Here is a 20,704-nt window from a genome sequence, read left to right as displayed (position 1 = left end):
CTCAGGACTTCGGCAGCGGGGAAGTCTGGTAAGGCGGCAGCTTGTTCAGGTCCAGGCCGCGCACGCGGGCATACACCGGCAACACGAGGGGCATCTGCTTCTGCATGTCCTGGATGCGCGAATTGCCGCTTGGGTGGGTAGACAGGAATTCCATCGGCTGCTGCGCATTGACGGCGCCCATCTTCTGCCACAGCGCGATGCCTGCGCGGGGATCATAGCCGGCGCGGGCCGCCAGGTCGATGCCAACCAGGTCGGACTCCGTTTCGTCGCCGCGCGAGAATTTCATCACGGTCAGCTGGCCGGCCACATTGGCGCCGGCGTCGGTGATGCGCGGGTCAATGCCGAGGTAGGACGACAGCACCGCACCACCCAACTTGCTGGCCAGCGACACTGCGGTCGATTGCACGGCACGCTTGCGGGCGTGCTCGCGCAGGGCGTGGGCAATTTCATGGCCCATCACCATCGCCACTTCGTCATCGGTCAGGTTCAGTTTAGTGAGGATGCCGGTAAAGAAGGCGATGCGGCCACCCGGCATGCAGAAAGCATTGACCTGGTCGGAGTTGAGCAGGTTGACTTCCCATTGCCAGTTGGCGGCGGACGGATTCCAGCGCTGTGCATTGGGCACGATACGCGCGGCAATGGCGCGCAGGCGCTTCACCTGCGGGTCGGATTCCGGTACCAGCGCTTCCTTCTGCTTGGCTTCATTCAGCAGTTGGGAGTACTGCAGCTTGGACTGCTGGTCCATTTCCTGCTCATCAGCGAAGACGCGCAGGCGCGAAAGCTTGGTGACGGGAATGCCGTCAGCTTTGGGATTCATCGGCGCAGGCGCCTGCGCGGACGAGGCGGTGCTGGCGGCCAGCGCCAGCGCAATTAGGGTGAACTTGAACTTCTTCATGGCTTTAAGATAACACAGCTTGACTGGATTGCTTTTTCCGGAGACGGAACACGGCGAGGTCGCCGCGCAAGTTAGGCAGTACCGAGACGGTTTTGCCCTCGGCCAGCGCCACGCATTCGATCACTTCGAGCCCCACCTCTTCCGCAAGTTCCTGGAAGTCGTAGATGGTAGCGCAGCGCACGTTCGGCGTGTCGTGCCACTGGTACGGCAGCGACTTGGAGACCGGCATGCGGCCTTTCAGCAGCGCCACGCGGTGCGGCCAGTAAGCGAAATTAGGGAAGGACACGATGGCTTCGCGGCCCACGCGCACGATGTCGCGCAGCAGGTCTTCCACGTGCTTCATCATCTGCAGCGAGGACAGGCACAACACCGTATCGAAGGAGTTGTCGCCGAAGATGCCCAGGCCGTTCTCGAAGTCCTGCTGGATCACGCGTACGCCACGCTGGGTCGAGGCCAGCACCTGCTCGTCCGCCAATTCCAGGCCGTAGCCAGTGCAGCGCTTATCGGTCTGCAGGTAATCCATCATCACGCCATCGCCGCAGCCCACGTCAAGCACATGGGCGCCTTCGCGCACCCAGTGCGCAATGAAGGCCAGGTCCGGACGGGCGCTGCTCAGGTCATCGAAAGTCATGCTGCTTGTTCCTTGTTCGTTTCTTTCCACACTTGCTCGTAGTAGGCGCGCACCATGTTCATGTAGCGCGAGTCTTCGAGCAGGAAGGCGTCGTGGCCGTGCGGCGCGTCGATCTCGGCGTAGGTCACCTCGCGGCGGTTCGCCAGCAAGGCCTGCACGATCTCGCGGCTGCGCTCCGGCGAGAAACGCCAGTCGGTAGTGAAGGAGGCGAGGAAAAACTTGGCTTTGGTGCCCGCCAAGGTCCTGGTCAGGTCGCCGTCGAATTTTCGCGCCGGGTCGAAGTAGTCGAGCGCCTTGGTGATCAGCAGGTAAGTATTGGCGTCGAAGTACTCGGCGAACTTGTCGCCCTGGTAGCGCAGGTAGGACTCGATCTCGAAGTCGATGCCGAAGCCGAACTTGTAGTCGCCGCTGGCTGCGATGTCGCGCAGCTTGCGGCCGAATTTTTCGGCCATGTCGTCGTCCGACAAATAGGTGATGTGGCCGATCATGCGCGCCACTTTCAGGCCGTTCTTGGGCACTACGCTGTGTTCGTAGAAATCGCCGCCGTGGTAATCCGGATCGGACAGGATGGCCTGGCGCGCCACGTCGTTGAAGGCAATGTTTTGCGCCGACAGCTTTGGCGTGGAAGCAATCACCAGGCAGTGGCGCAGGCGCTCAGGGTACATGATGGACCAGGCCAGGGCCTGCATGCCGCCCAGGGAACCGCCCATCACGGCGGCGAACTGCTGGATGCCCAGTTGGTCGGCCAGGCGCGCCTGCGCGGCGACCCAGTCTTCCACCGTCACCACAGGGAAGGCGGCGCCGTATGGCTTGCCGGTTTCAGGATTGACGTGCATCGGGCCGGTCGAGCCGAAGCAGGAACCGAGGTTGTTGACGCCGATGACGAAGAACTTGTCGGTATCGAGCGGCTTGCCCGGACCGACCATATTGTCCCACCAGCCGACGTTCTTCGGGTTATCCGCGTAATAGCCGGCCACGTGGTGGGAGGCATTCAGCGCGTGGCACACCAGCACCGCGTTGGACTTGTCCGCATTCAGCGTGCCATAGGTCTCGTACATCAGCATGTAGTCGCGCAGGGATGCTCCGCTCTGTAGCTGAAGGGGTTCCGCAAAATGCATGGTCTGCGGCGAGACGATTCCAATCGAAGGCATGTGAATCCGGTTGTAAAAAGGTTGGTGTTACAGGGCTTGCAGGGCGTTGACTGCGTCGGCAATCGTTTCAGGGTCCATGCTGCGCATGATCTTGCGCATTTGCGGCGCAATCTGTTCCAGGTCGCTGTTCAGGATTTCCTGCTTGACCGCCAGCAGCTGCGACGGGTGCATAGAGAATTCGCGCAAGCCCATGCCCAGCAGCAGGCGGGTCATCTTGCTGTCGCCCGCCATCTCGCCGCATACGGCCACTTCGATGCCGGCCTTGTTGCCGGCAGCGATCGTCATCGCAATCAACTGCAGGATGGCTGGATGCAGCGGGTCGTACAGGTGCGCCACTTCATAATCGACGCGGTCGATCGCCAGCGTGTACTGGATCAGATCATTGGTGCCGATGGACAGGAAGTCCATCTTCTTGACGAACATCGGCAGCGCCAGCGCGGCCGCCGGGATTTCGATCATGGCGCCAACCTGCACTTCAGGATCGTACTTCTCCCCCGCTTCGTCCAGCTGCGCCTTGGCGCGTTTGATCATGGCCAGCGACTGGTCGATCTCGAAGGCATGCGCCATCATCGGGATCAGGATGCGCACCTTGCCATGCACCGAGGCGCGCAGGATGGCGCGCAACTGGGTCAGGAAGATTTGCGGCTCGGCCAGGCAATAGCGGATGGCGCGCAAGCCAAGCGCCGGATTGAGCGCGGTGTGCTCCATCTGATCCAGCGGCTTGTCGGCGCCGATATCGAGCGTGCGGATGGTCACCGGACGCCCCTTCATGGCCAGCACTGCCTTGGTGTATTGCTTGTATTGTTCGTCCTCGGATGGCATGTCGCCATCGCGGCCCATGAACAGGAATTCGGAACGGAACAGGCCAACGCCGTTGGCGCCCGACTCCATCGCGTGCTCGCAGTCTTCCGGCAGCTCGATGTTCGCCATCAGCGCGATCTGCGTGCCGTCCTTGGTAACGGCCGGGGTCTTTTTCAGCTTGCCCAGCTTCTTGCGGGCGCGCATCGCGGCCAGTTGGCGCTCGCGGTACTGTTCCAGCACTTGCGCGCTCGGGGTGACGATCACCACGCCGGCATCGCCGTCGATGATCACCCAGTCGTCCTGCTGGATCAGGGTCGATGCCTGCGACATGCCGACCGCCGCCGGAATGTCGAGCGACCGGGCCACGATGGCGGTGTGCGAATTCTGGCCACCGACATCGGTCACAAAGCCGATGAAGGAACGGTCGCGGAACTTCAGCATGTCGGCCGGCGAGATATCGTGGGCCACCACGATCATCTTCGCCAGGAACTCATCGCCTTCGAGTTCGGCCTGCATTGGCAGCAGCGGCTCGCTGCCCATCAGGACTTTCAGCACCCGTTCGGCCACCTGCTGGATATCAGCCTTGCGCTCGCGCAGGTAAGGGTCTTCGATTTCGTCGAACTGGGCCGACAGCTCGTCGATCTGGGTCAACAGCGCCCATTCGGCGTTGTAGTGGCGGCTGCGGATGATATCCAGCGGCGCCTCGGAGATCATCGGGTCCGACAGGATCAACGCATGCACGTCGATGAAGGCACCCAGCTCGGTCGGGGCATCCTTCGGCAGCTCGTTCCACAACGTCTGCAGCTCGCGGTGCACGGCAACCAGCGCCTGTTGCAGGCGCTTCACTTCCGCTTCCACGTTCTCCTCGGAGATCAGATAGTGCTTTACATCGAGCGCCGCCGGCGCAAGGATGTGCGCGCGGCCAATCGCGATGCCTCGCGAAACCGGAATTCCGTGGAGGGAGAACGATGCCATCGGGCTGCCGTCCCGCATTTACTCGCCTTCGCCGAACTTGTCGTTGACCAGTGCGGTCAGGGCGTTGATGCAATCCTGTTCGTCGGCGCCGTCCGCTTCCAGCAGGACCTTGGCGCCCTTGCCGGCAGCCAGCATCATCACGCCCATGATGGACTTGGCGTTGATGCGGCGACCGTTACGCGACAGCCAGACATCGCTCTGGAATTTGGCTGCCAGTTGGGTAAATTTTGCAGAAGCACGTGCATGCAATCCGAGCTTGTTGATAATTTCAAGTTCTTGCTGAATCATATTTTGTTTGTTTAATTGACTCGGATACGGTTATCGACCTTGACCGCGCCATTCTGCGCACCGGCCAGGGCCATTTCCACTACTACGTCCAGCGTATCGGTACGGTAGGTGATGGCGCGCAGCAGCATGGGAAGGCTGATGCCCGCAACCACCTCGACCTGGCCCGCATCGGCCAGCTTGTTACAGCAATTGGCGGGCGTGCCGCCCTTGATATCGGTCATCACCAGCACGCCGGCGCCAGTGTCGAGACGCTTGATGGCTTCGCGCGCCAGCTGCTGCACTTCGTTCAAGTCCTGGTCCGCCACAACGTCGATCGCCTCCAGTTTTTCAACCTGGGCCCGGAACACATGCGCTGCGGCGGCCAGGAAAGCCTGGCCCAGCGGCGCGTGTGTCATCAATAAAATCCCTACCATGTTTATCCTTGCTTGCCTGCCCGGGCTTCCACCGCATCGATGAACATGGACGCTACCTGGAAGCCAGTCTGCTGGGTGATCTCCTGGAAGCAGGTCGGGCTGGTGACGTTCACCTCGGTGAGGTAATCGCCGATCACGTCTAATCCTACCAGCAAGAGGCCGCGCGAAGCCAATTCCGGGCCCAGGGCCTCGGCGATTTCGCGGTCGCGCTGCGACAGCGGCTGGGCCACGCCGGTACCGCCGGCAGCCAGGTTGCCGCGCACTTCGCCCGCCTGCGGGATGCGCGCCAGGCAGTAAGGTACCGGTTTGCCGTCGATCAGCAAGATGCGCTTGTCGCCCTTGACGATGTCGGGGATGTAGCGCTGCGCCATGATGGTGCGCGCGCCATGCTGGGTCAGCGTCTCGATGATGGAGCCCAGGTTCAGGCCATCTGCCTTGATGCGGAAGATGCCGGCGCCGCCCATGCCATCCAGCGGCTTCAGGATCACGTCGCCGTGCTCGGCCTGGAAGTCGCGCAGGCGGGTTTCGTCGCTGGTCACCAGGGTTGGCGCGGTGAACTGCGAGAACTGGGCGATCGACAGCTTCTCATTGTGGTCGCGGATGGCGGACGGCTTGTTGAAGACCTTTGCGCCCTGTTGTTCCGCCAACTGCAGCAGGTAGGTGCCGTAGACGTATTCCATGTCGAACGGCGGGTCCTTGCGCTGGATCACCGCGTCGAAGGCGGCCAGGCTGGTGTCTTCCGAAGGCGCCGCCTTGTACCAGTCGTGCTGGTCGCCGGTCAGCTCGATGCGCGAGAGATGGGCCGTAACCTTGCCCTCCTTGAGCGCCATGTGGCGCTGCTGGAAGGCATACACCTCATGCCCCCGGCGCGCCGCTTCGGCCATCATGGCGAAGGTGGAGTCCTTGTAGATCTTGAAGCTGGACAGCGGGTCGGCGAGGAAGGCGATTTTCATGGATTAGTCCAAAAATGTAACAACTGATTCTAGCCTATTTAAACCCGGAACGTCGGGGTCAGACCCTTGGGTCTGACCCAGGTTTACCGGTTTAGTAGACCTCCGGATCCGGATCCGTACGCTCCATCTCCAACGAAGCCGCCAGCAGCGCCAGCCTTGCCACCACGCCGTAGACATAGAAGCGATTCGGCGCCGCCGTCCCCGGCTTGGCCTTCACATCCGGCACCGCATGCTGCTGCGCGAACGCCAGCGGCACGAACTGCGAACCCGGCGCATTCAGGTTCTGGTCCGGCCCCTTCTCGCCGTGCACGCGGTAGAAGCCGCCCACCACATAGCGGTCAATCATATAAACCACCGGCTCGGCAAACGCCTCCTTGATGCTCTCGAAGGTCGGCACGCCCTCCTGGATATTCAGGTCGGTCACCGCCTTGCCATCCTTGATCACGGTCATGCGCGCACGCTGCTCTTCCGACAACTCTTTCAGCTCAGCCGCGTCGCGGATCGTGATGATGCCCTTGCCATAAGTACCAGCATCCGGCTTGATGATGACGAACGGCTTCTCCTTGATGCCGTATTCCTTGTACTTCTTGCGGATCTTGGCCAGCACCGCATCGACCGAAGACGCCAGGCACTCCTGCCCTTCCCCGGTCGCCAGGTCCACCGCGCCGCACTTGGCGTGGAAGGGATTGACCATCCACGGATCGACGCCGATCAGCTTGCCGAACTTCTTCGCCACTTCGTCATAGGCATTGAAGTGATTGGACTTGCGGCGCACGGCCCAGCCGGCATGCAAAGGAGGCAACAGGCTTTGCTCGTGCAGGTTGGTCAGGATGTCCGGAATACCGGCCGACAGGTCGTTGTTCAGCAAGATGGTGCAAGGGTCGAAATCCTTCAGCCCCAGGCGGCGGCCGTTCGGCGAGCGCACCAGCGGCTCCACCACCAGCATATTGCCGTCAGGCAGCGCCAGCGGCGTCGGCTGAGTGACGGAGGGGTCCAGCGAGCCGAAACGGACATTCAGGCCGGTCTGGCGGAAAATCTGCATCAGGCGCGCCACCCCTTGGAAATAGGTCGGGTGGCGCGGCTTGATTTCCGGGATCAGCAGCAGGTTGCGCGCATCCGGGCAATATTTGTCGATCGCCGCCATGGCCGCCTGCACCGAAAGGGGGAGCATCTCGTTGGCCAGGTAATGGAAGCCGCCTGGGAACAGGTTGGTATCCACCGGGGCCAGCTTGTAGCCGGCATTGCGCAGGTCGACCGAGGCATAAAACGGCGGGGTATGCTCCTGCCACTCGAGCCGGAACCACCGTTCAATGGCTGGGGTCGCGGCAATGATCTTTTCTTCAAGATCCAGTAACGGCCCGGTCAGGGCCGTGACGAGATGGGGAACCATGTGACTTCCTTGCGGGTTGGTATTTGCAGACTCTCCATTTTGGGGCAAAACCGCCAATTAAAAGATACTTTGGAACAAAAAAAAGCCCCCGAAAGGGGGCGTGCGCGGGGTCTGGCACCTGACAAGACATGGCGCAGCCATGTTTTATTGGGTGCCTGATCCGGACTTTATGCGTGGTATGCAGATTCGCCGTGGCTGGTGATATCCAGGCCTTCGCGCTCTTCCTCTTCCGGCACACGCAGGCCGATCACGATGTCGACCAGCTTGTAAGCCACGAAAGCAACCAGCGCCGACCAGACGATGGTCACGCCAACAGCAGTCGCCTGGGTAATCACCTGGCCGCTGATCGAGTAATCAGCACTTGCCTTGTTGGCAACGTAGTCAAATACGCCCTGGCCGCCTAACGATGGTGCAGCGAACACGCCGGTCAGGATCGCGCCCAGGATACCGCCCACGCCGTGCACGCCGAACACGTCCAGCGAGTCATCCGCGCCGATCAGGCGCTTCAGGCCGTTCACGCCCCACAGGCAAATGATGCCAGCCAGCAGGCCGATCGCCAGTGCCCCCATTGGACCAACAAAGCCGCAAGCCGGGGTGATCGCCACCAGGCCGGCCACTGCGCCAGACGCGCCGCCCAGCATAGAAGGCTTGCCCTTGAAGATCCACTCACCGAAGACCCACGATACGGTTGCGCAGGCGGTTGCCAGCAGGGTGTTGATGAAGGCCAGGGCAGCGATGTCGCCTGCTTCGAGTGCCGAGCCGGCATTGAAGCCGAACCAGCCCACCCACAGCAGCGAAGCGCCGATCATGGTCATGGTCAGCGAGTGCGGAGCCATGGAGTCACGGCCGTAGCCAACCCGCTTGCCAATCATGATCGCGCCCACCAGGCCAGCAACAGCGGCGTTGATGTGCACCACAGTGCCGCCGGCGAAGTCCAGCGCGCCCTTCTGGAAGATCCAGCCCGCCTTCGCGGTTTCGCTCGCCAGGGTTTCGGCGTTGGTGATCGCGTCAGGACCGGTCCAGAACCAGACCATGTGGGCGATCGGCAGGTAGCTGAAGGTGAACCACAGCACCATGAAGGCCAGCACAGCGGAGAAACGTACGCGCTCGGCAAACGCGCCGACGATCAGGCCGCAGGTAATGGCAGCAAACGTGCCCTGGAAGGCGACGTAGATGAATTCAGGGATCACGACGCCTTTGCTGAAGGTCGCCGCCACCGAGAACGCACCCTTGGCCGGGTCGTAAATACCGGCCAGCAGCGAGCGGCTGAAGCCACCGAAGAAGGCATTACCTTCGGTGAAGGCAATCGAGTAGCCATACAGGCACCACAGCACGATAATCACGGCGAACACGAAGAACACCTGCAGCAGCACCGACAGCATGTTCTTCGAGCGCACCAGGCCGCCGTAGAACAGGGCCAGGCCGGGAATCGTCATCATGATCACCAGCAGCGTCGCCACGAACATCCAGGCGGTATCGCCCTTTTGCGCTACCGGCGCGGCCGGGGCAGCAGCCGGGACTGCTGGGGCTGCAGCAGCGGCTGCCGGGGCAGCGGCGGCATCAGCCGGCGCAGCGGCCGGTGTGGCCGCAGGTGCGGCAGCAGTTGCAGCGGCAGCCGGTGCTTCGGCCGGCTTGGCATCTTGAGCCAGCACAGGCAGTGCTGCGCTGAAAGCCAACAGGACAGTCACCCCCGCCAGCCATTTCTTAATGGTCTTGTGCATCACGGTTCCCCTTACAGTGCTTCGTTGCCGGTTTCGCCGGTACGGATACGGATTACTTGCTCCAGCGACGAGACGAAAATCTTGCCGTCGCCGATCTTGCCGGTGCGCGCGGCATTCTCGATTGCCTCGATGGCCTGGTCGACGATCGCGTCGTCAACGGCAGCCTCGATCTTGGTCTTGGGCAGGAAGTCGACCACGTATTCCGCGCCGCGATACAGCTCGGTGTGGCCCTTCTGGCGGCCGAAGCCTTTGACTTCGGTCACCGTAATACCTTGCACATTGATCGCCGACAGGGCTTCACGCACCTCGTCGAGCTTGAACGGCTTGATAATGGCGGTAATCATTTTCATACGAGTGCCTCTTAGAAGGTTTTGGACACGGTCAGCACCACGCCGCCCTTGCCCAGGTTTTTGCCATTGGTCGGCGCAATATAAGCGTCGCTGTTGGTCTTGATATAGGCCAGCGCAACGGACGCCACGCCGAAGTCCTTGGTGGCACCGACTTTCCAGTCGGTGTAGCTGAAGGCGCTGCTGTTCTTCACCTTCTGGCGGCCGACGTGCAGGTTCAGGACGATGCCCTCATACACTTCCTGGTTGACCGACGCGTCGATGTAGGTGCTGTGCTTGCTGTCGGCGAAGCCGAACAGGTTGCTCAGCGAATGCGAGTACTTGAGGGTTGCCGGGCCATAGCCGACCTGGCCATACAGCTCGCGGGTATTGGCGCTCGGATGCAGGTCGTTGGATGGATATACGTAAGCCAGGAAGCCCACGTCATAGCTGACGCCAGGCGCAATTTCACCGCGCTTGCCGCCGTACAGGTCCACTTCAACCGAAGCATCACCGCCGCCGTCCTTGACCCACTTGATGGTGGATGCCCAGGCACCTGCATAGAAACCGGTCGGGTTGTTGACCCAGTCGGCGCCGCCTTGCAGCGCCGGTTTCAGGCGGGTTTGCGAGATACCACGGTAGCGGTAGTCGCTGGTTACGGCCGCGTTATAGCTGATCTCATTATCAGGCTTCGCCTCGGGTGCGGCATCGGCCGCTTGGGCCAGGCCAGTTCCCATCGTTGCCATTGTCAGTGCGACTGCAGCGGTGAGACCCAGCTTCTTGCTCTTGTGAATCATGGCGATTTCCTTTTGAGTGAACTTTTATTGCGGTTTAAAATTCAGTCTGAAACATAGCTTTCTTGCTTATTAGCAGATTGCGTGCCAGCTAGAAATCGTGCAGGAGTTGAACTAAAGACAGCTTTCCGCACCATTTAAAGCCAAAGCCGCACCGTCGTGGTGCACAAACTCACACATCAGGAATAAAAAAATGGACATGAACGCCTTCTTCAATGACTTGCAACAGAAGGTCAACCAGGTCATCGAAAACTCGCCGGCCAAGGACATTGAAAAGAATGTCAAGGCGATGATGACCCAGGGCTTTGCCAAGCTGGACCTGGTGACTCGCGAGGAATTCGACATCCAGGCCCAGATGCTGGCCAAGGCCCGCGCCAAGCTGGAGCTGATGGAATCGCGCCTGGCCGAGCTGGAAGCCAAGCTGGCCGACAAGTAATCCGCTTGCGCTAGCTCAAACGGGCGGTGGCGCCCGAGGCCTACGATGTCCAGTTGTAGACCGGGAGGCCACCATGAGTATCGCAGTCATCAAAAGCCGCGCCCTGGCTGGCATGCAGGCGCCGGAAGTCAGCGTCGAAGTCCACCTGGCCAACGGCTTGCCCGCCTTCGCGATCGTCGGCCTGGCCGACACCGAAGTGAAGGAAGCGCGCGACCGGGTGCGCGCCGCCATCACCAATGCAGGTTTCGAACTGCCGCAGCACCGCATCACCGTCAACCTGGCCCCGGCCGACCTGCCCAAGGAATCGGGGCGCTTCGATCTTCCGATCGCGATCGGCATCCTGGCCGCCTCCGGCCAGATTCCATCTTCCTCGCTGGAACAATTCGAGTTTGCCGGCGAGCTGTCGCTGACCGGCGAGTTGCGCCCGATTCGTGGCGCCCTGGCGATGACGTATGCCATGCAGCGCTCCGCCGGCGGCGCCGGCCGCGGCTTCATTCTTCCCCTGGCCAACGCCGACGAAGCCGCGCTTGTCGCAGGCGCGCGCATCTATCCTGCCGCCACCTTGCTGCAGGTATGCGCCCACTTCGGCCTCGATCCAGATGGCAGCTTCGCCCTCTCCCGCCATGTGGCGCAGCCCTTGCCCCTGCCGCCATCCATTCCGGATTTCGCCGACGTCAAAGGACAGCTCTTCGCCAAGCGCGCGATGGAAGTTGCAGCCGCCGGGCGCCACTCGGTATTGCTGGTCGGACCTCCCGGTGCCGGCAAGACCATGCTGGCCACCCGGTTCGCAGGCCTGCTGCCTTTGATGACAGACGACGAAGCGCTGGAAGCCGCCGCCGTACAATCCCTGATCAGCGGCTTCACCATCGAAGGCTGGAAAGTGCGCCCCTTCCGCGCCCCGCACCATACCTCGTCCGGCGCGGCCCTGGTCGGAGGCGGCAGCGTGCCCCGGCCGGGCGAAATCTCGCTCGCGCACTGCGGCGTTCTCTTTCTCGACGAACTGCCCGAATTCGATCGTCGTGTGCTGGAAGTCCTGCGCGAACCACTTGAGTCGGGCCGCGTCACGATCGCCCGCGCCACGCGCCACGCCGACTTCCCCGCCCGCTTCCAGCTGATCGCTGCCATGAATCCCTGTCCGTGCGGATACCTTGGGCACCCCGCGGGGCTTTGCCAATGCACGCCCGACCAGATCCTGCGCTACCAAAGCCGCGTGTCGGGGCCTTTGCTGGACCGCATCGACATGCAGATCGAAGTCGGCCCCGTGCCGCCGGACATCCTGCAAGCGGACGCAGTGGGTGAGCTATCGGAGACGATTGCAGCCCGGGTGCACACAGCCTTCGAACGCCAGATCGCCCGCCAGGGCAAGACCAACCAGCAGTTGACGCCGCGAGAAATCGACCGCTTCTGCAAGCCGGACTCCAACGGCCAGGCTGTGCTGCGAGCGGCCATGCACAAGCTGCACTGGTCGGCCCGCGCCTATCACCGCGTACTGCGTGTGGCCCGCACCGTGGCCGACCTGGACGGGCAAAAGCAGATCGGCGGCAAGCATGTCTCTGAAGCGATCAACTTGCGCAGGGCCCTTCGGCAACTCTAAGTTTCAAATGTAATTCCACGTAAATCCGCGGTTTTGGCGGCAGTTTCTTCGCTAGAATTGCCGCCACCATGACTACCCAATACCGTTACTCGCGCTACTGCGCCGGCCCCATCCTGATCCTTCTGTGCTGCGGCAGCGCCGCTGCCCAAGCCCAGACCTCCCAGCCAGCCAAGGCCGACGCCGCGCCAGCAACCGTAAAAAAGGAAGTCCCACCTGAAACTGGCAATATCGCCAGCGTGACGGTGGCCGCCGAGCGCCCTGCCAACCGCATCGACCGCCAGGTCTATGACGTGAAATCCGACGCTTCGGCCAGCAATGGCTCCGCTGCCGATGCGCTGAACAATGTCCCTTCCGTGAACGTCGACCCGGACGGCTCGCTGACCCTGCGCGGCAGCAGCAATGTACAGGTCTACGTGGACGGCAAGCCATCGGCCATGCTGCAGGGCGATAACCGCGGCCCGGCGCTGCAGTCGATTCCGGCCGAAGACCTGGAATCGGTGGAAGTGATCAACAACCCCGGCGCGCAGTTCGGCAACGAAGGGAGCGGCGGCCCGATCATCAACCTGGTCATGAAACGCTCCCGCAAGCCCGGCGGCTTTGGCGTGGCCAACGCCAACTACGGCACGGCAGGCCGGTACAACAGTGCGCTGTCCGGCACCTACAACGAAGGCTTGTGGGGCTTCCAGGGCGGCATCAATGTGCGCCATGACGGCCGCAATTCCGTTGGCGAAACGGTGCGCGACCGCATCGACCCGCGCACCGGCGCGCTGTCGCACAGCGAGCAGCAATCGCAGTCAAACGGGCTGAATGACAATGCAGGCCTGAACGGCGGCGTCACCTACAACCTGGGCGCCAACGATACGCTCGGCGCCCAGGTTGCATACTCCCATCGCACCAATGATGCGCGCGCCTCCGACACCTATCTGTCGGCCGATCCCGACGGCGTCATCACCGACAACTACCTGCGCAGCACCGTGCGCGAAGGCGAGAGCAAGAACTATTCGTGGAATGCGCGCTGGGATCACAAGGGCGATGCACCGGGCGAGACCTTCAAGATGGACTTGCGCGTGTCGACCGCCACCAACGATTCCGACAACACCTACCGCAACACCTATGTGGTACGTCCGCCGGTCGGCAGCCAGTCCGACAGCGCGCAGAAGAACCGCAACAAGAACGAGATCATCGATTTCACCGGCGACTACGAAGCAAACCTGTTCGGCGGCGTGACCAAGCTTGGCTACAAGATCGTCCAGAACCGTAACGATTCAAGCATCGATTACAACAACATCGACCCGCTCACGCAGGAAGGCTCACCCAACGCCTTGCGCAGCAATGCCTTCGATATGAAGGAAACCATCTACGCCGCCTATGGTTCCTACCAGATGCGCCTCAACGAGCAATGGGGGCTGATGGCCGGCCTGCGCGCCGAACATACCGAAATGGAGATTGACCAGCTCACCAGCCAGGTAGTCGCCGGCAACAGCTACACCAACCTGATCCCGAGCTTCTTCGCTACCTACAAGATGAGCGAAAACTCGCAAATGCGCTTCGCCTATGCGCATCGCCTGCGCCGCCCAAATGCACAGGACCTGAATCCCTTCGTGGTCTACCGCGATGAACTGAACGTCTCTTCCGGCAACCCGAAGCTGAAGCCAGCCCAAACCGATTCCTTCGAACTCGGTTACGAGACCCGCATGTTCGGCCTGGAGACCAACCTGCGCGGCTACTACCGCGACGAGACCGATTCCATCCTGGACCGCAAATACTTCATCAGCGACACGGTGCTGTTGACCACCCGCGAAAATGCCGGCAGCACGCGCTCTGGCGGAATGGAATTCACGCTGACCGGCAAGCTGTTGCCAACGCTTACCTTGAACCTGAGCGGCAACGTAGCGCGCTTCGAACAGAGCGTGCTCGAAATGAATGGCGACCAGACCAAACGCACGGCCTCCTCGCTGAGTGGCCGCCTGCGCCTGAACTGGCAAGCGACCAGCACCGACATGCTGCAGGCGGCTGTACAGGCGCAAGGCAAGATGCTGACTGGCCAGGGCTACCGCGAACCGAACACCACGCTGAACCTGACCTGGCGCCACGCCATCACGCCGCAACTGGCCCTGATGGTCAATGCCACCGACGTCTTCAACAGCAACAAGATGTCGACCGTCACGGACACCTATGCACTGCGCGAACGCTCGCTGCGCGAGTTCGACGGTCGCATCATCTACGTCGGCCTGTCCTACCGTTTCGGCAGCTCGCCTGGGCCACGTCGCGAAGGGGGCCCAGACCACGAGCCAGGCGGCATGCGCGGGCCAGGCGGACCAGGCATGGGGCCTCCACCGGGCGGCGGCATGGGTCCAGGCATGGGCCCCGGCGGAGTGTGAGCTGCTCGCGAGGTGCTAACATTCGGCTTATGAAGAAACTCACCCTGGACAAAGTCCTCGCAGCCCTGCTCGCTGCAAGCACGCTCGCAGCGTGCAGCCCAAAATTTGACTGGCGCGATTTCCGCAGCACTGACGCGCCTTACACCGTCATGTTGCCCGGCAAAGCCGCCACCTACACCCGCCCCGTCAACCTCGATGGCCAGGAAGTGAAGATGACCATGTCCGCAGCGGAAGTCGAAGGCACCATGTTTGCCGTCGGCACTGCTGAGCTACCGGACGCAGCCAAGGCCGCGCAGGCCGTGCAGGCGATGAAGCTTGCCATGGTGCGCAATATCGGCGGTACTATTACCAAGGAAAGCACCAGGGACGGTGCATTTGAAGTCGAAGCACGCGGCGCCGCGCCAAATGGCGCCCCGCTGGCCATGCGTGGCCGCTTCCTGGCGAAGGATAAACGCGTATATCAGGTCGTCATTCTGGGGAACCAGAAACATTTTGATGCGGATACGGTTGATACATTCTTGAGTTCGTTTAAATTGTATTAAGTAGCACGACGCGCGCGACTGCACTCGTGCTATCGTATTAGCACATCAACAAACTAAGGGAAGCGCGCCATGTTGATCAAATTCAAATCCATATCGTCGCCGGAAGTCATGATGGCTCACGAGCACGTTGAACGCATCATGGACCTGCTGAAGAAAAGCCCCACGCGGGGCGTCATCACGGCAGCGGAAGCTTCCCAGGCGCTGCAGCTGCTCGAGAAGGAAGTTGCGCTAAGCAAATTGCATCCGGAAGTCGATTCCGAACATGCCGCCCATATGCCCAGCCACGCGCTGCCGGAAGATGATGCCGATGCGGCGTATGCGGAATCGCAGAAGGTCGGCTTTGCACAGCGCGCCTTCCCCCTGCTGGAAATGCTGCGTACCGCCCAATCGGGCGGACATGATATCGTCTGGGGCGTTTAACGCTGGGACTGGACGAAGTCTTCCATCACTGCCTTGCGCAGCAACGCAGGCGGCAACATTCCCTGGGCCAGCACGAAGTCATTGAAAGCCTTGCGATTGAACTTCTGGCGCAAGACCACTTCCGCGGCCTGCCGGGTTTCCATCAGGCGCTGGTAGCCATAGAAGTATGACGTTGCCTGGCCTGGTGCGCGGAAGGTGTAGCGCTGCATTTCCTGCGTTGCCATGCCTTCCGACAGCCCAACTTCATCGACCAGGAACGATTTCACGCCTTCTGGCGTGATCTCCCCCAGATTAACCATCGGATCCAGGAAGGCGCGGGCCGCGCGCATCATCCGATGCTGCAGGGCGAACAATTGGCCGTCGAGCGGTTCGTATGGCTGCATTTCCGCTTCGGCATACAGGGCCCAGCCTTCCACGTTCACGCTATTGAAGGCGAAGACCCCGCGCGCAGTCGACACACCCATCTCGATCATCTTCGCGAACTGCAGTTCGTGGCCCGGACGTGCTTCATGCGCGGTCAGGGTCCAGCTACCAGCCTGGTGAGTGAAGTCATCGAAGGTCAGCTTCTTGCCGCTCGCATCAGGAGGCATGCCGGTGGTCAGCACGAACTCGCCGTACTCGCCGGTGTTGCCGATCAGGCGCGGTGGGCTCATGTGTGGCGCAGGCTGTTGCGCGTTCTCGGCTTCGCTCGCCAGGCGGATCACGGCCTTGCGCTCCGGCAGGGTGACGATGCCTTGTTCACGCACGGCGGATTCGATTTGCGACAGGCGCTCGCCATACAGTGGCATCACCTGTTCTGCCGGGATCTGCTGCTTCTTCAATTCGCGCATTACGAAGCGGTAGTCCGCGTTCGGCAGCTTGCGCTCTCTGGCGATCAGGCCGGCAGTGATGGCCATCTGGTTGCGAATTTCCGCAAACGACGTCAAGGCCTTCGCAATCAGTTCTTTTGGAGCGATATCTACGCCGAACTGGTGCAAGTTGTCTGCATAGACTTCAGCCGGCAGGCGGTGGTCGGCACGTGCCTTTGGCAGAATCTGGTCCTTGATCTTGGCGTTATATGCAGTCAGTTGCGACTCGATCGCGGAAAATGCCGGTTCCCAGCCTTTCAATTCGCTCTTGCTGAGCAATTCCTTCATGCCCTTGATCAGGGCTGGCGCAGCACTCAGGGCTTGCTCCACTTCCCCTTTGTACGGCCCAAGCAGATTCTTGTCGGCTTTCTGGCGTTCCAGGTAGCGCTCATAGGCCAGTTCGGTAATCGGGCGGTAGCCCTTGGTGATGCCGGCGTATTTTTCCATGCGCACCAGCAGGGTTTTCTGGCGCTCTTTCGGGATGCGCGGGTCCAGGGTCTGCCGCATCACGCCAAACATTAACTGAGTCACGTCGGTGAATGGGAGCAGGTATTTGCGGTTCACCGTGGCCGAGCGCAGCTGGTCCTCTGCGGCACCGATCAGGATTTCCAGGTCTTGCTTGACCTTAGGGTCCTTCTCAGCCTTCAGGCGCTTCTGCAGTTCGGCGACGACAGCGCGCGTATCTTTGGCGGTGGCTTCGAACAGGTCGCGCGACATGTCGGTGATCTGCTCGTCGTAGCCATCGACGCCCAGGCTGCTTGCACTTTCGGGGGAGTATTTGGCTTGCAGGTTCAGCAGCAGCTTGGCGTTCTCATTGCTCTTGGTGACCCAAGCCGGCTCGGTCGCCGCGGAGACGTGCAGGGAAAGCAGGGCCAGGGTAAGGCCGCTGAGGAGTTTCGTAATCGGCATCGTTATTCCTTTATAAAGAATTGCGTGCCGTATCATAATGCAAAAAGCCCGCTGGCACATGCCTAGCGGGCTTTTCTAATAAGAGCCTGACGATAACCTACTTTCACACTGGTTGCAGCACTATCATCGGCGCAAAGTCGTTTCACGGTCCTGTTCGGGATGGGAAGGGGTGGGACCGACTTGCTATGGTCATCAGGCATGACTTGTCAACAATCCGGGAAGAAGTAAAAGTGGGGTAGTGTTCTCAAACACTGTGTAAGTGCTACATAACCGTCAAGGTTATAGGGACAAGCCATACGGGCAATTAGTATCAGTTAGCTTAATGCATTACTGCACTTCCACACCTGACCTATCAACGTCCTGGTCTCGAACGACCCTTCAAGGAGCTCAAGGCTCCGGGAAATCTCATCTTAAGGCAAGTTTCCCGCTTAGATGCTTTCAGCGGTTATCTCTTCCGAACTTAGCTACCCGGCAATGCCACTGGCGTGACAACCGGTACACCAGAGGTTCGTCCACTCCGGTCCTCTCGTACTAGGAGCAGCCCCCTTCAAATTTCCAACGCCCACGGCAGATAGGGACCAAACTGTCTCACGACGTTTTAAACCCAGCTCACGTACCACTTTAAATGGCGAACAGCCATACCCTTGGGACCGGCTACAGCCCCAGGATGTGATGAGCCGACATCGAGGTGCCAAACTCCCCCGTCGATATGAACTCTTGGGAGGAATCAGCCTGTTATCCCCAGAGTACCTTTTATCCGTTGAGCGATGGCCCTTCCATACAGAACCACCGGATCACTATGTCCTACTTTCGTACCTGCTCGACTTGTCGGTCTCGCAGTTAAGCACGCTTATGCCATTGCACTATTAGCACGATGTCCGACCGTACCTAGCGTACCTTCGAACTCCTCCGTTACCGTTTGGGAGGAGACCGCCCCAGTCAAACTGCCTACCATGCACTGTCCCCGATCCGGATTACGGACCAAGGTTAGAACCTCAAACAAACCAGGGTGGTATTTCAAGGATGGCTCCATAGGAACTGGCGTCCCTACTTCAAAGCCTCCCACCTATCCTACACAGATTGGTTCAAAGTCCAATGCAAAGCTACAGTAAAGGTTCATGGGGTCTTTCCGTCTAGCCGCGGGTAGATTGCATCATCACAAACACTTCAACTTCGCTGAGTCTCGGGAGGAGACAGTGTGGCCATCGTTACGCCATTCGTGCAGGTCGGAACTTACCCGACAAGGAATTTCGCTACCTTAGGACCGTTATAGTTACGGCCGCCGTTTACTGGGACTTCAATCAAGAGCTTGCACCCCATCATTTAATCTTCCAGCACCGGGCAGGCGTCACACCCTATACGTCCACTTTCGTGTTTGCAGAGTGCTGTGTTTTTATTAAACAGTCGCAGCCACCAGTTTATTGCAACCTTTTCGCCCTTCTGGAGTAAACCAGTCAAGCTACCGAGGCGTACCTTATCCCGAAGTTACGGTACCAATTTGCCGAGTTCCTTCTCCCGAGTTCTCTCAAGCGCCTTAGAATACTCATCTCGCCCACCTGTGTCGGTTTGCGGTACGGTCTCGTATGACTGAAGCTTAGAGGCTTTTCTTGGAACCACTTCCGATTGCTTCGCGGGATAAACCCGCTCGTCCCAGTCCCTTGAATTACGCGCCCGGATTTGCCTAAGCGCCTTCTATGAACCAGCAACTGCCTATTCCAACAGGCAGACAACCTTCCGCGATCCGTCCCCCCATCGCATCATACGACGGTGCAGGAATATTAACCTGCTTCCCATCAGCTACGCATCTCTGCCTCGCCTTAGGGGCCGACTCACCCTGCTCCGATGAACGTTGAACAGGAAACCTTGGGCTTACGGCGTGCGGGCTTTTCACCCGCATTATCGCTACTCATGTCAGCATTCGCACTTCTGATACCTCCAGCATCCTTCACAAGACACCTTCGCAGGCTTACAGAACGCTCTCCTACCATATGCTTACGCATATCCGCAGCTTCGGTGACTGGCTTAGCCCCGTTACATCTTCCGCGCAGGACGACTCGATCAGTGAGCTATTACGCTTTCTTTAAATGATGGCTGCTTCTAAGCCAACATCCTGACTGTTTTAGCCTTCCCACTTCGTTTTCCACTTAGCCAATCTTTGGGACCTTAGCTGGCGGTCTGGGTTGTTTCCCTCTTGACACCGGACGTTAGCACCCGATGTCTGTCTCCCAAGCTCGCACTCAACGGTATTCGGAGTTTGCAATGGTTTGGTAAGTCGCGATGACCCCCTAGCCATAACAGTGCTCTACCCCCGTCGGTGATACTTGAGGCACTACCTAAATAGTTTTCGGAGAGAACCAGCTATTTCCAAGTTTGTTTAGCCTTTCACCCCTATCCACAGCTCATCCCCTAATTTTTCAACATTAGTGGGTTCGGTCCTCCAGTGCGTGTTACCGCACCTTCAACCTGGCCATGGATAGATCACTTGGTTTCGGGTCTACACCCAGCGACTGGCGCCCTGTTCGGACTCGATTTCTCTACGGCTCCCCTATTCGGTTAACCTCGCCACTGAATGTAAGTCGCTGACCCATTATACAAAAGGTACGCCGTCACCCCTTACGAGGCTCCGACTGTTTGTATGCACACGGTTTCAGGATCTATTTCACTCCCCTCCCGGGGTTCTTTTCGCCTTTCCCTCACGGTACTGGTTCACTATCGGTCGATTACGAGTATTTAGCCTTGGAGGATGGTCCCCCCATGTTCAGACAGGATTTCTCGTGTCCCGCCCTACTTGTCGTATGCTTAGTACCACCGCTCTGATTTCGCGTACGGGGCTATCACCCGCTATGGCTCCTATTTCCAGAGGATTCCACTATCAGAACGACTATCACATACAGGCTCTTCCCATTTCGCTCGCCACTACTTTGGGAATCTCGGTTGATTTCTTTTCCTGCAGCTACTTAGATGTTTCAGTTCGCCGCGTTCGCTTCACACACCTATGTATTCAGTGAGTGATGACCTATAAGGCCGGGTTTCCCCATTCGGAAATCTTCGGATCAATGCTTGTTTGTCAGCTCCCCGAAGCTTATCGCAGACTTCTACGTCCTTCATCGCCTGTAATCGCCAAGGCATCCACCATGTGCACTTATTCACTTGTCCCTATAACCTTGACGGCTACAAGTTCAAGCACTTACTACTGTGTTTGATGAGTTTTACTACTACCCTAAGTGATATCTTGC

The 20,704-nt window shown here is 59.8% G+C and carries 17 protein-coding genes and 2 rRNA genes; 5 read left to right on the top strand and 14 right to left on the bottom strand.

Going from position 1 to position 20,704, the window contains the following annotated elements:
• Position 1: 1 nt before the first annotated feature.
• From ACN9MZ_RS05930 to ACN9MZ_RS05880, 11 genes are all read right to left on the bottom strand, one after another.
• Positions 2 to 895 (bottom strand): M48 family metallopeptidase, encoded by an 894-nt coding sequence (locus ACN9MZ_RS05930; protein ID WP_426341309.1) that lies wholly within the window; start codon positions 893 to 895, stop codon positions 2 to 4.
• Between the two features lie 4 nt (positions 896 to 899).
• Positions 900 to 1,526 (bottom strand): methionine biosynthesis protein MetW, encoded by a 627-nt coding sequence (gene metW / locus ACN9MZ_RS05925; RefSeq protein ID WP_426341308.1) that lies wholly within the window; start codon positions 1,524 to 1,526, stop codon positions 900 to 902.
• Positions 1,523 to 2,677 (bottom strand): homoserine O-succinyltransferase MetX, encoded by a 1,155-nt coding sequence (gene metX / locus ACN9MZ_RS05920; RefSeq protein ID WP_426341307.1) that lies wholly within the window; start codon positions 2,675 to 2,677, stop codon positions 1,523 to 1,525. The genes metW and metX overlap by 4 nt, the downstream gene beginning before the upstream one ends.
• A 27-nt stretch (positions 2,678 to 2,704) precedes the next feature.
• Entirely contained in the window at positions 2,705 to 4,453 is a 1,749-nt protein-coding gene (gene ptsP / locus ACN9MZ_RS05915) for a phosphoenolpyruvate--protein phosphotransferase (protein ID WP_426342868.1), read from the bottom strand.
• A gap of 18 nt (positions 4,454 to 4,471) precedes the next feature.
• Positions 4,472 to 4,741, bottom strand: a complete 270-nt coding sequence (locus ACN9MZ_RS05910; RefSeq protein WP_426341306.1) for an HPr family phosphocarrier protein — start codon at positions 4,739 to 4,741, stop codon at positions 4,472 to 4,474.
• Positions 4,742 to 4,752: 11 nt separating this feature from the next.
• Entirely contained in the window at positions 4,753 to 5,154 is a 402-nt protein-coding gene (locus ACN9MZ_RS05905; RefSeq protein ID WP_426341305.1) for a PTS sugar transporter subunit IIA, read from the bottom strand.
• 2 nt (positions 5,155 to 5,156) lie between these two features.
• Positions 5,157 to 6,107, bottom strand: a complete 951-nt coding sequence (gene gshB / locus ACN9MZ_RS05900; protein WP_426341304.1) for a glutathione synthase — start codon at positions 6,105 to 6,107, stop codon at positions 5,157 to 5,159.
• Between the two features lie 91 nt (positions 6,108 to 6,198).
• Entirely contained in the window at positions 6,199 to 7,497 is a 1,299-nt protein-coding gene (gshA, locus tag ACN9MZ_RS05895) for a glutamate--cysteine ligase (protein WP_426168590.1), read from the bottom strand.
• A gap of 167 nt (positions 7,498 to 7,664) precedes the next feature.
• On the bottom strand, positions 7,665 to 9,218 hold the full coding sequence (locus tag ACN9MZ_RS05890) for an ammonium transporter (RefSeq protein WP_426341303.1): 1,554 nt from the start codon (positions 9,216 to 9,218) through the stop codon (positions 7,665 to 7,667).
• Positions 9,219 to 9,229: 11 nt separating this feature from the next.
• Positions 9,230 to 9,568, bottom strand: coding sequence for a P-II family nitrogen regulator (locus tag ACN9MZ_RS05885; protein ID WP_028102386.1), 339 nt, complete (start codon positions 9,566 to 9,568; stop codon positions 9,230 to 9,232).
• Positions 9,569 to 9,579: 11 nt separating this feature from the next.
• Positions 9,580 to 10,341, bottom strand: coding sequence for a TorF family putative porin (locus ACN9MZ_RS05880; protein ID WP_426341302.1), 762 nt, complete (start codon positions 10,339 to 10,341; stop codon positions 9,580 to 9,582).
• 190 nt (positions 10,342 to 10,531) lie between these two features.
• Here ACN9MZ_RS05880 and ACN9MZ_RS05875 point away from each other — a divergent pair, with 190 nt between their 5' ends.
• From ACN9MZ_RS05875 to ACN9MZ_RS05855, 5 genes are all read left to right on the top strand, one after another.
• The gene (locus tag ACN9MZ_RS05875; protein ID WP_155455213.1) at positions 10,532 to 10,774 is read left to right on the top strand and encodes an accessory factor UbiK family protein; all 243 of its coding nucleotides are present in this window, start codon (positions 10,532 to 10,534) and stop codon (positions 10,772 to 10,774) included.
• Positions 10,775 to 10,847: 73 nt separating this feature from the next.
• A complete protein-coding gene (locus ACN9MZ_RS05870) occupies positions 10,848 to 12,368 on the top strand; it encodes a YifB family Mg chelatase-like AAA ATPase (RefSeq protein ID WP_426341301.1) in 1,521 nt (506 codons plus the stop codon).
• 68 nt (positions 12,369 to 12,436) lie between these two features.
• Positions 12,437 to 14,749 carry a TonB-dependent receptor domain-containing protein gene (locus tag ACN9MZ_RS05865; protein WP_426341300.1) on the top strand — a complete coding sequence of 771 codons (2,313 nt, stop codon included), beginning with the start codon at positions 12,437 to 12,439 and terminating at the stop codon, positions 14,747 to 14,749.
• A 29-nt stretch (positions 14,750 to 14,778) separates the two neighbouring features.
• The gene (locus ACN9MZ_RS05860; RefSeq protein WP_426341299.1) at positions 14,779 to 15,291 is read left to right on the top strand and encodes a hypothetical protein; all 513 of its coding nucleotides are present in this window, start codon (positions 14,779 to 14,781) and stop codon (positions 15,289 to 15,291) included.
• 69 nt (positions 15,292 to 15,360) lie between these two features.
• Positions 15,361 to 15,711, top strand: a complete 351-nt coding sequence (locus tag ACN9MZ_RS05855; RefSeq protein WP_426341298.1) for a DUF1840 domain-containing protein — start codon at positions 15,361 to 15,363, stop codon at positions 15,709 to 15,711.
• On the opposite strand, the gene ACN9MZ_RS05850 is transcribed toward ACN9MZ_RS05855, so the two are convergent.
• The 3 genes from ACN9MZ_RS05850 to ACN9MZ_RS05840 form a co-directional block, all read right to left on the bottom strand.
• Positions 15,708 to 17,468 carry a DUF885 domain-containing protein gene (locus ACN9MZ_RS05850; protein ID WP_426341297.1) on the bottom strand — a complete coding sequence of 587 codons (1,761 nt, stop codon included), beginning with the start codon at positions 17,466 to 17,468 and terminating at the stop codon, positions 15,708 to 15,710. The genes ACN9MZ_RS05855 and ACN9MZ_RS05850 overlap by 4 nt on opposite strands.
• 84 nt (positions 17,469 to 17,552) lie before the next feature.
• Positions 17,553 to 17,665 (bottom strand): 5S ribosomal RNA (rrf, locus tag ACN9MZ_RS05845).
• An 86-nt stretch (positions 17,666 to 17,751) separates the two neighbouring features.
• Positions 17,752 to 20,624, bottom strand: a 23S ribosomal RNA gene (locus ACN9MZ_RS05840).
• Positions 20,625 to 20,704 lie beyond the last annotated feature (80 nt).

Origin of the sequence: Pseudoduganella sp. S-14, from assembly GCF_049913285.1 — a bacterium.
Lineage (GTDB): Bacteria > Pseudomonadota > Gammaproteobacteria > Burkholderiales > Burkholderiaceae_D > Rugamonas.
This window is presented reverse-complemented; position numbering and strand designations above follow the sequence as displayed.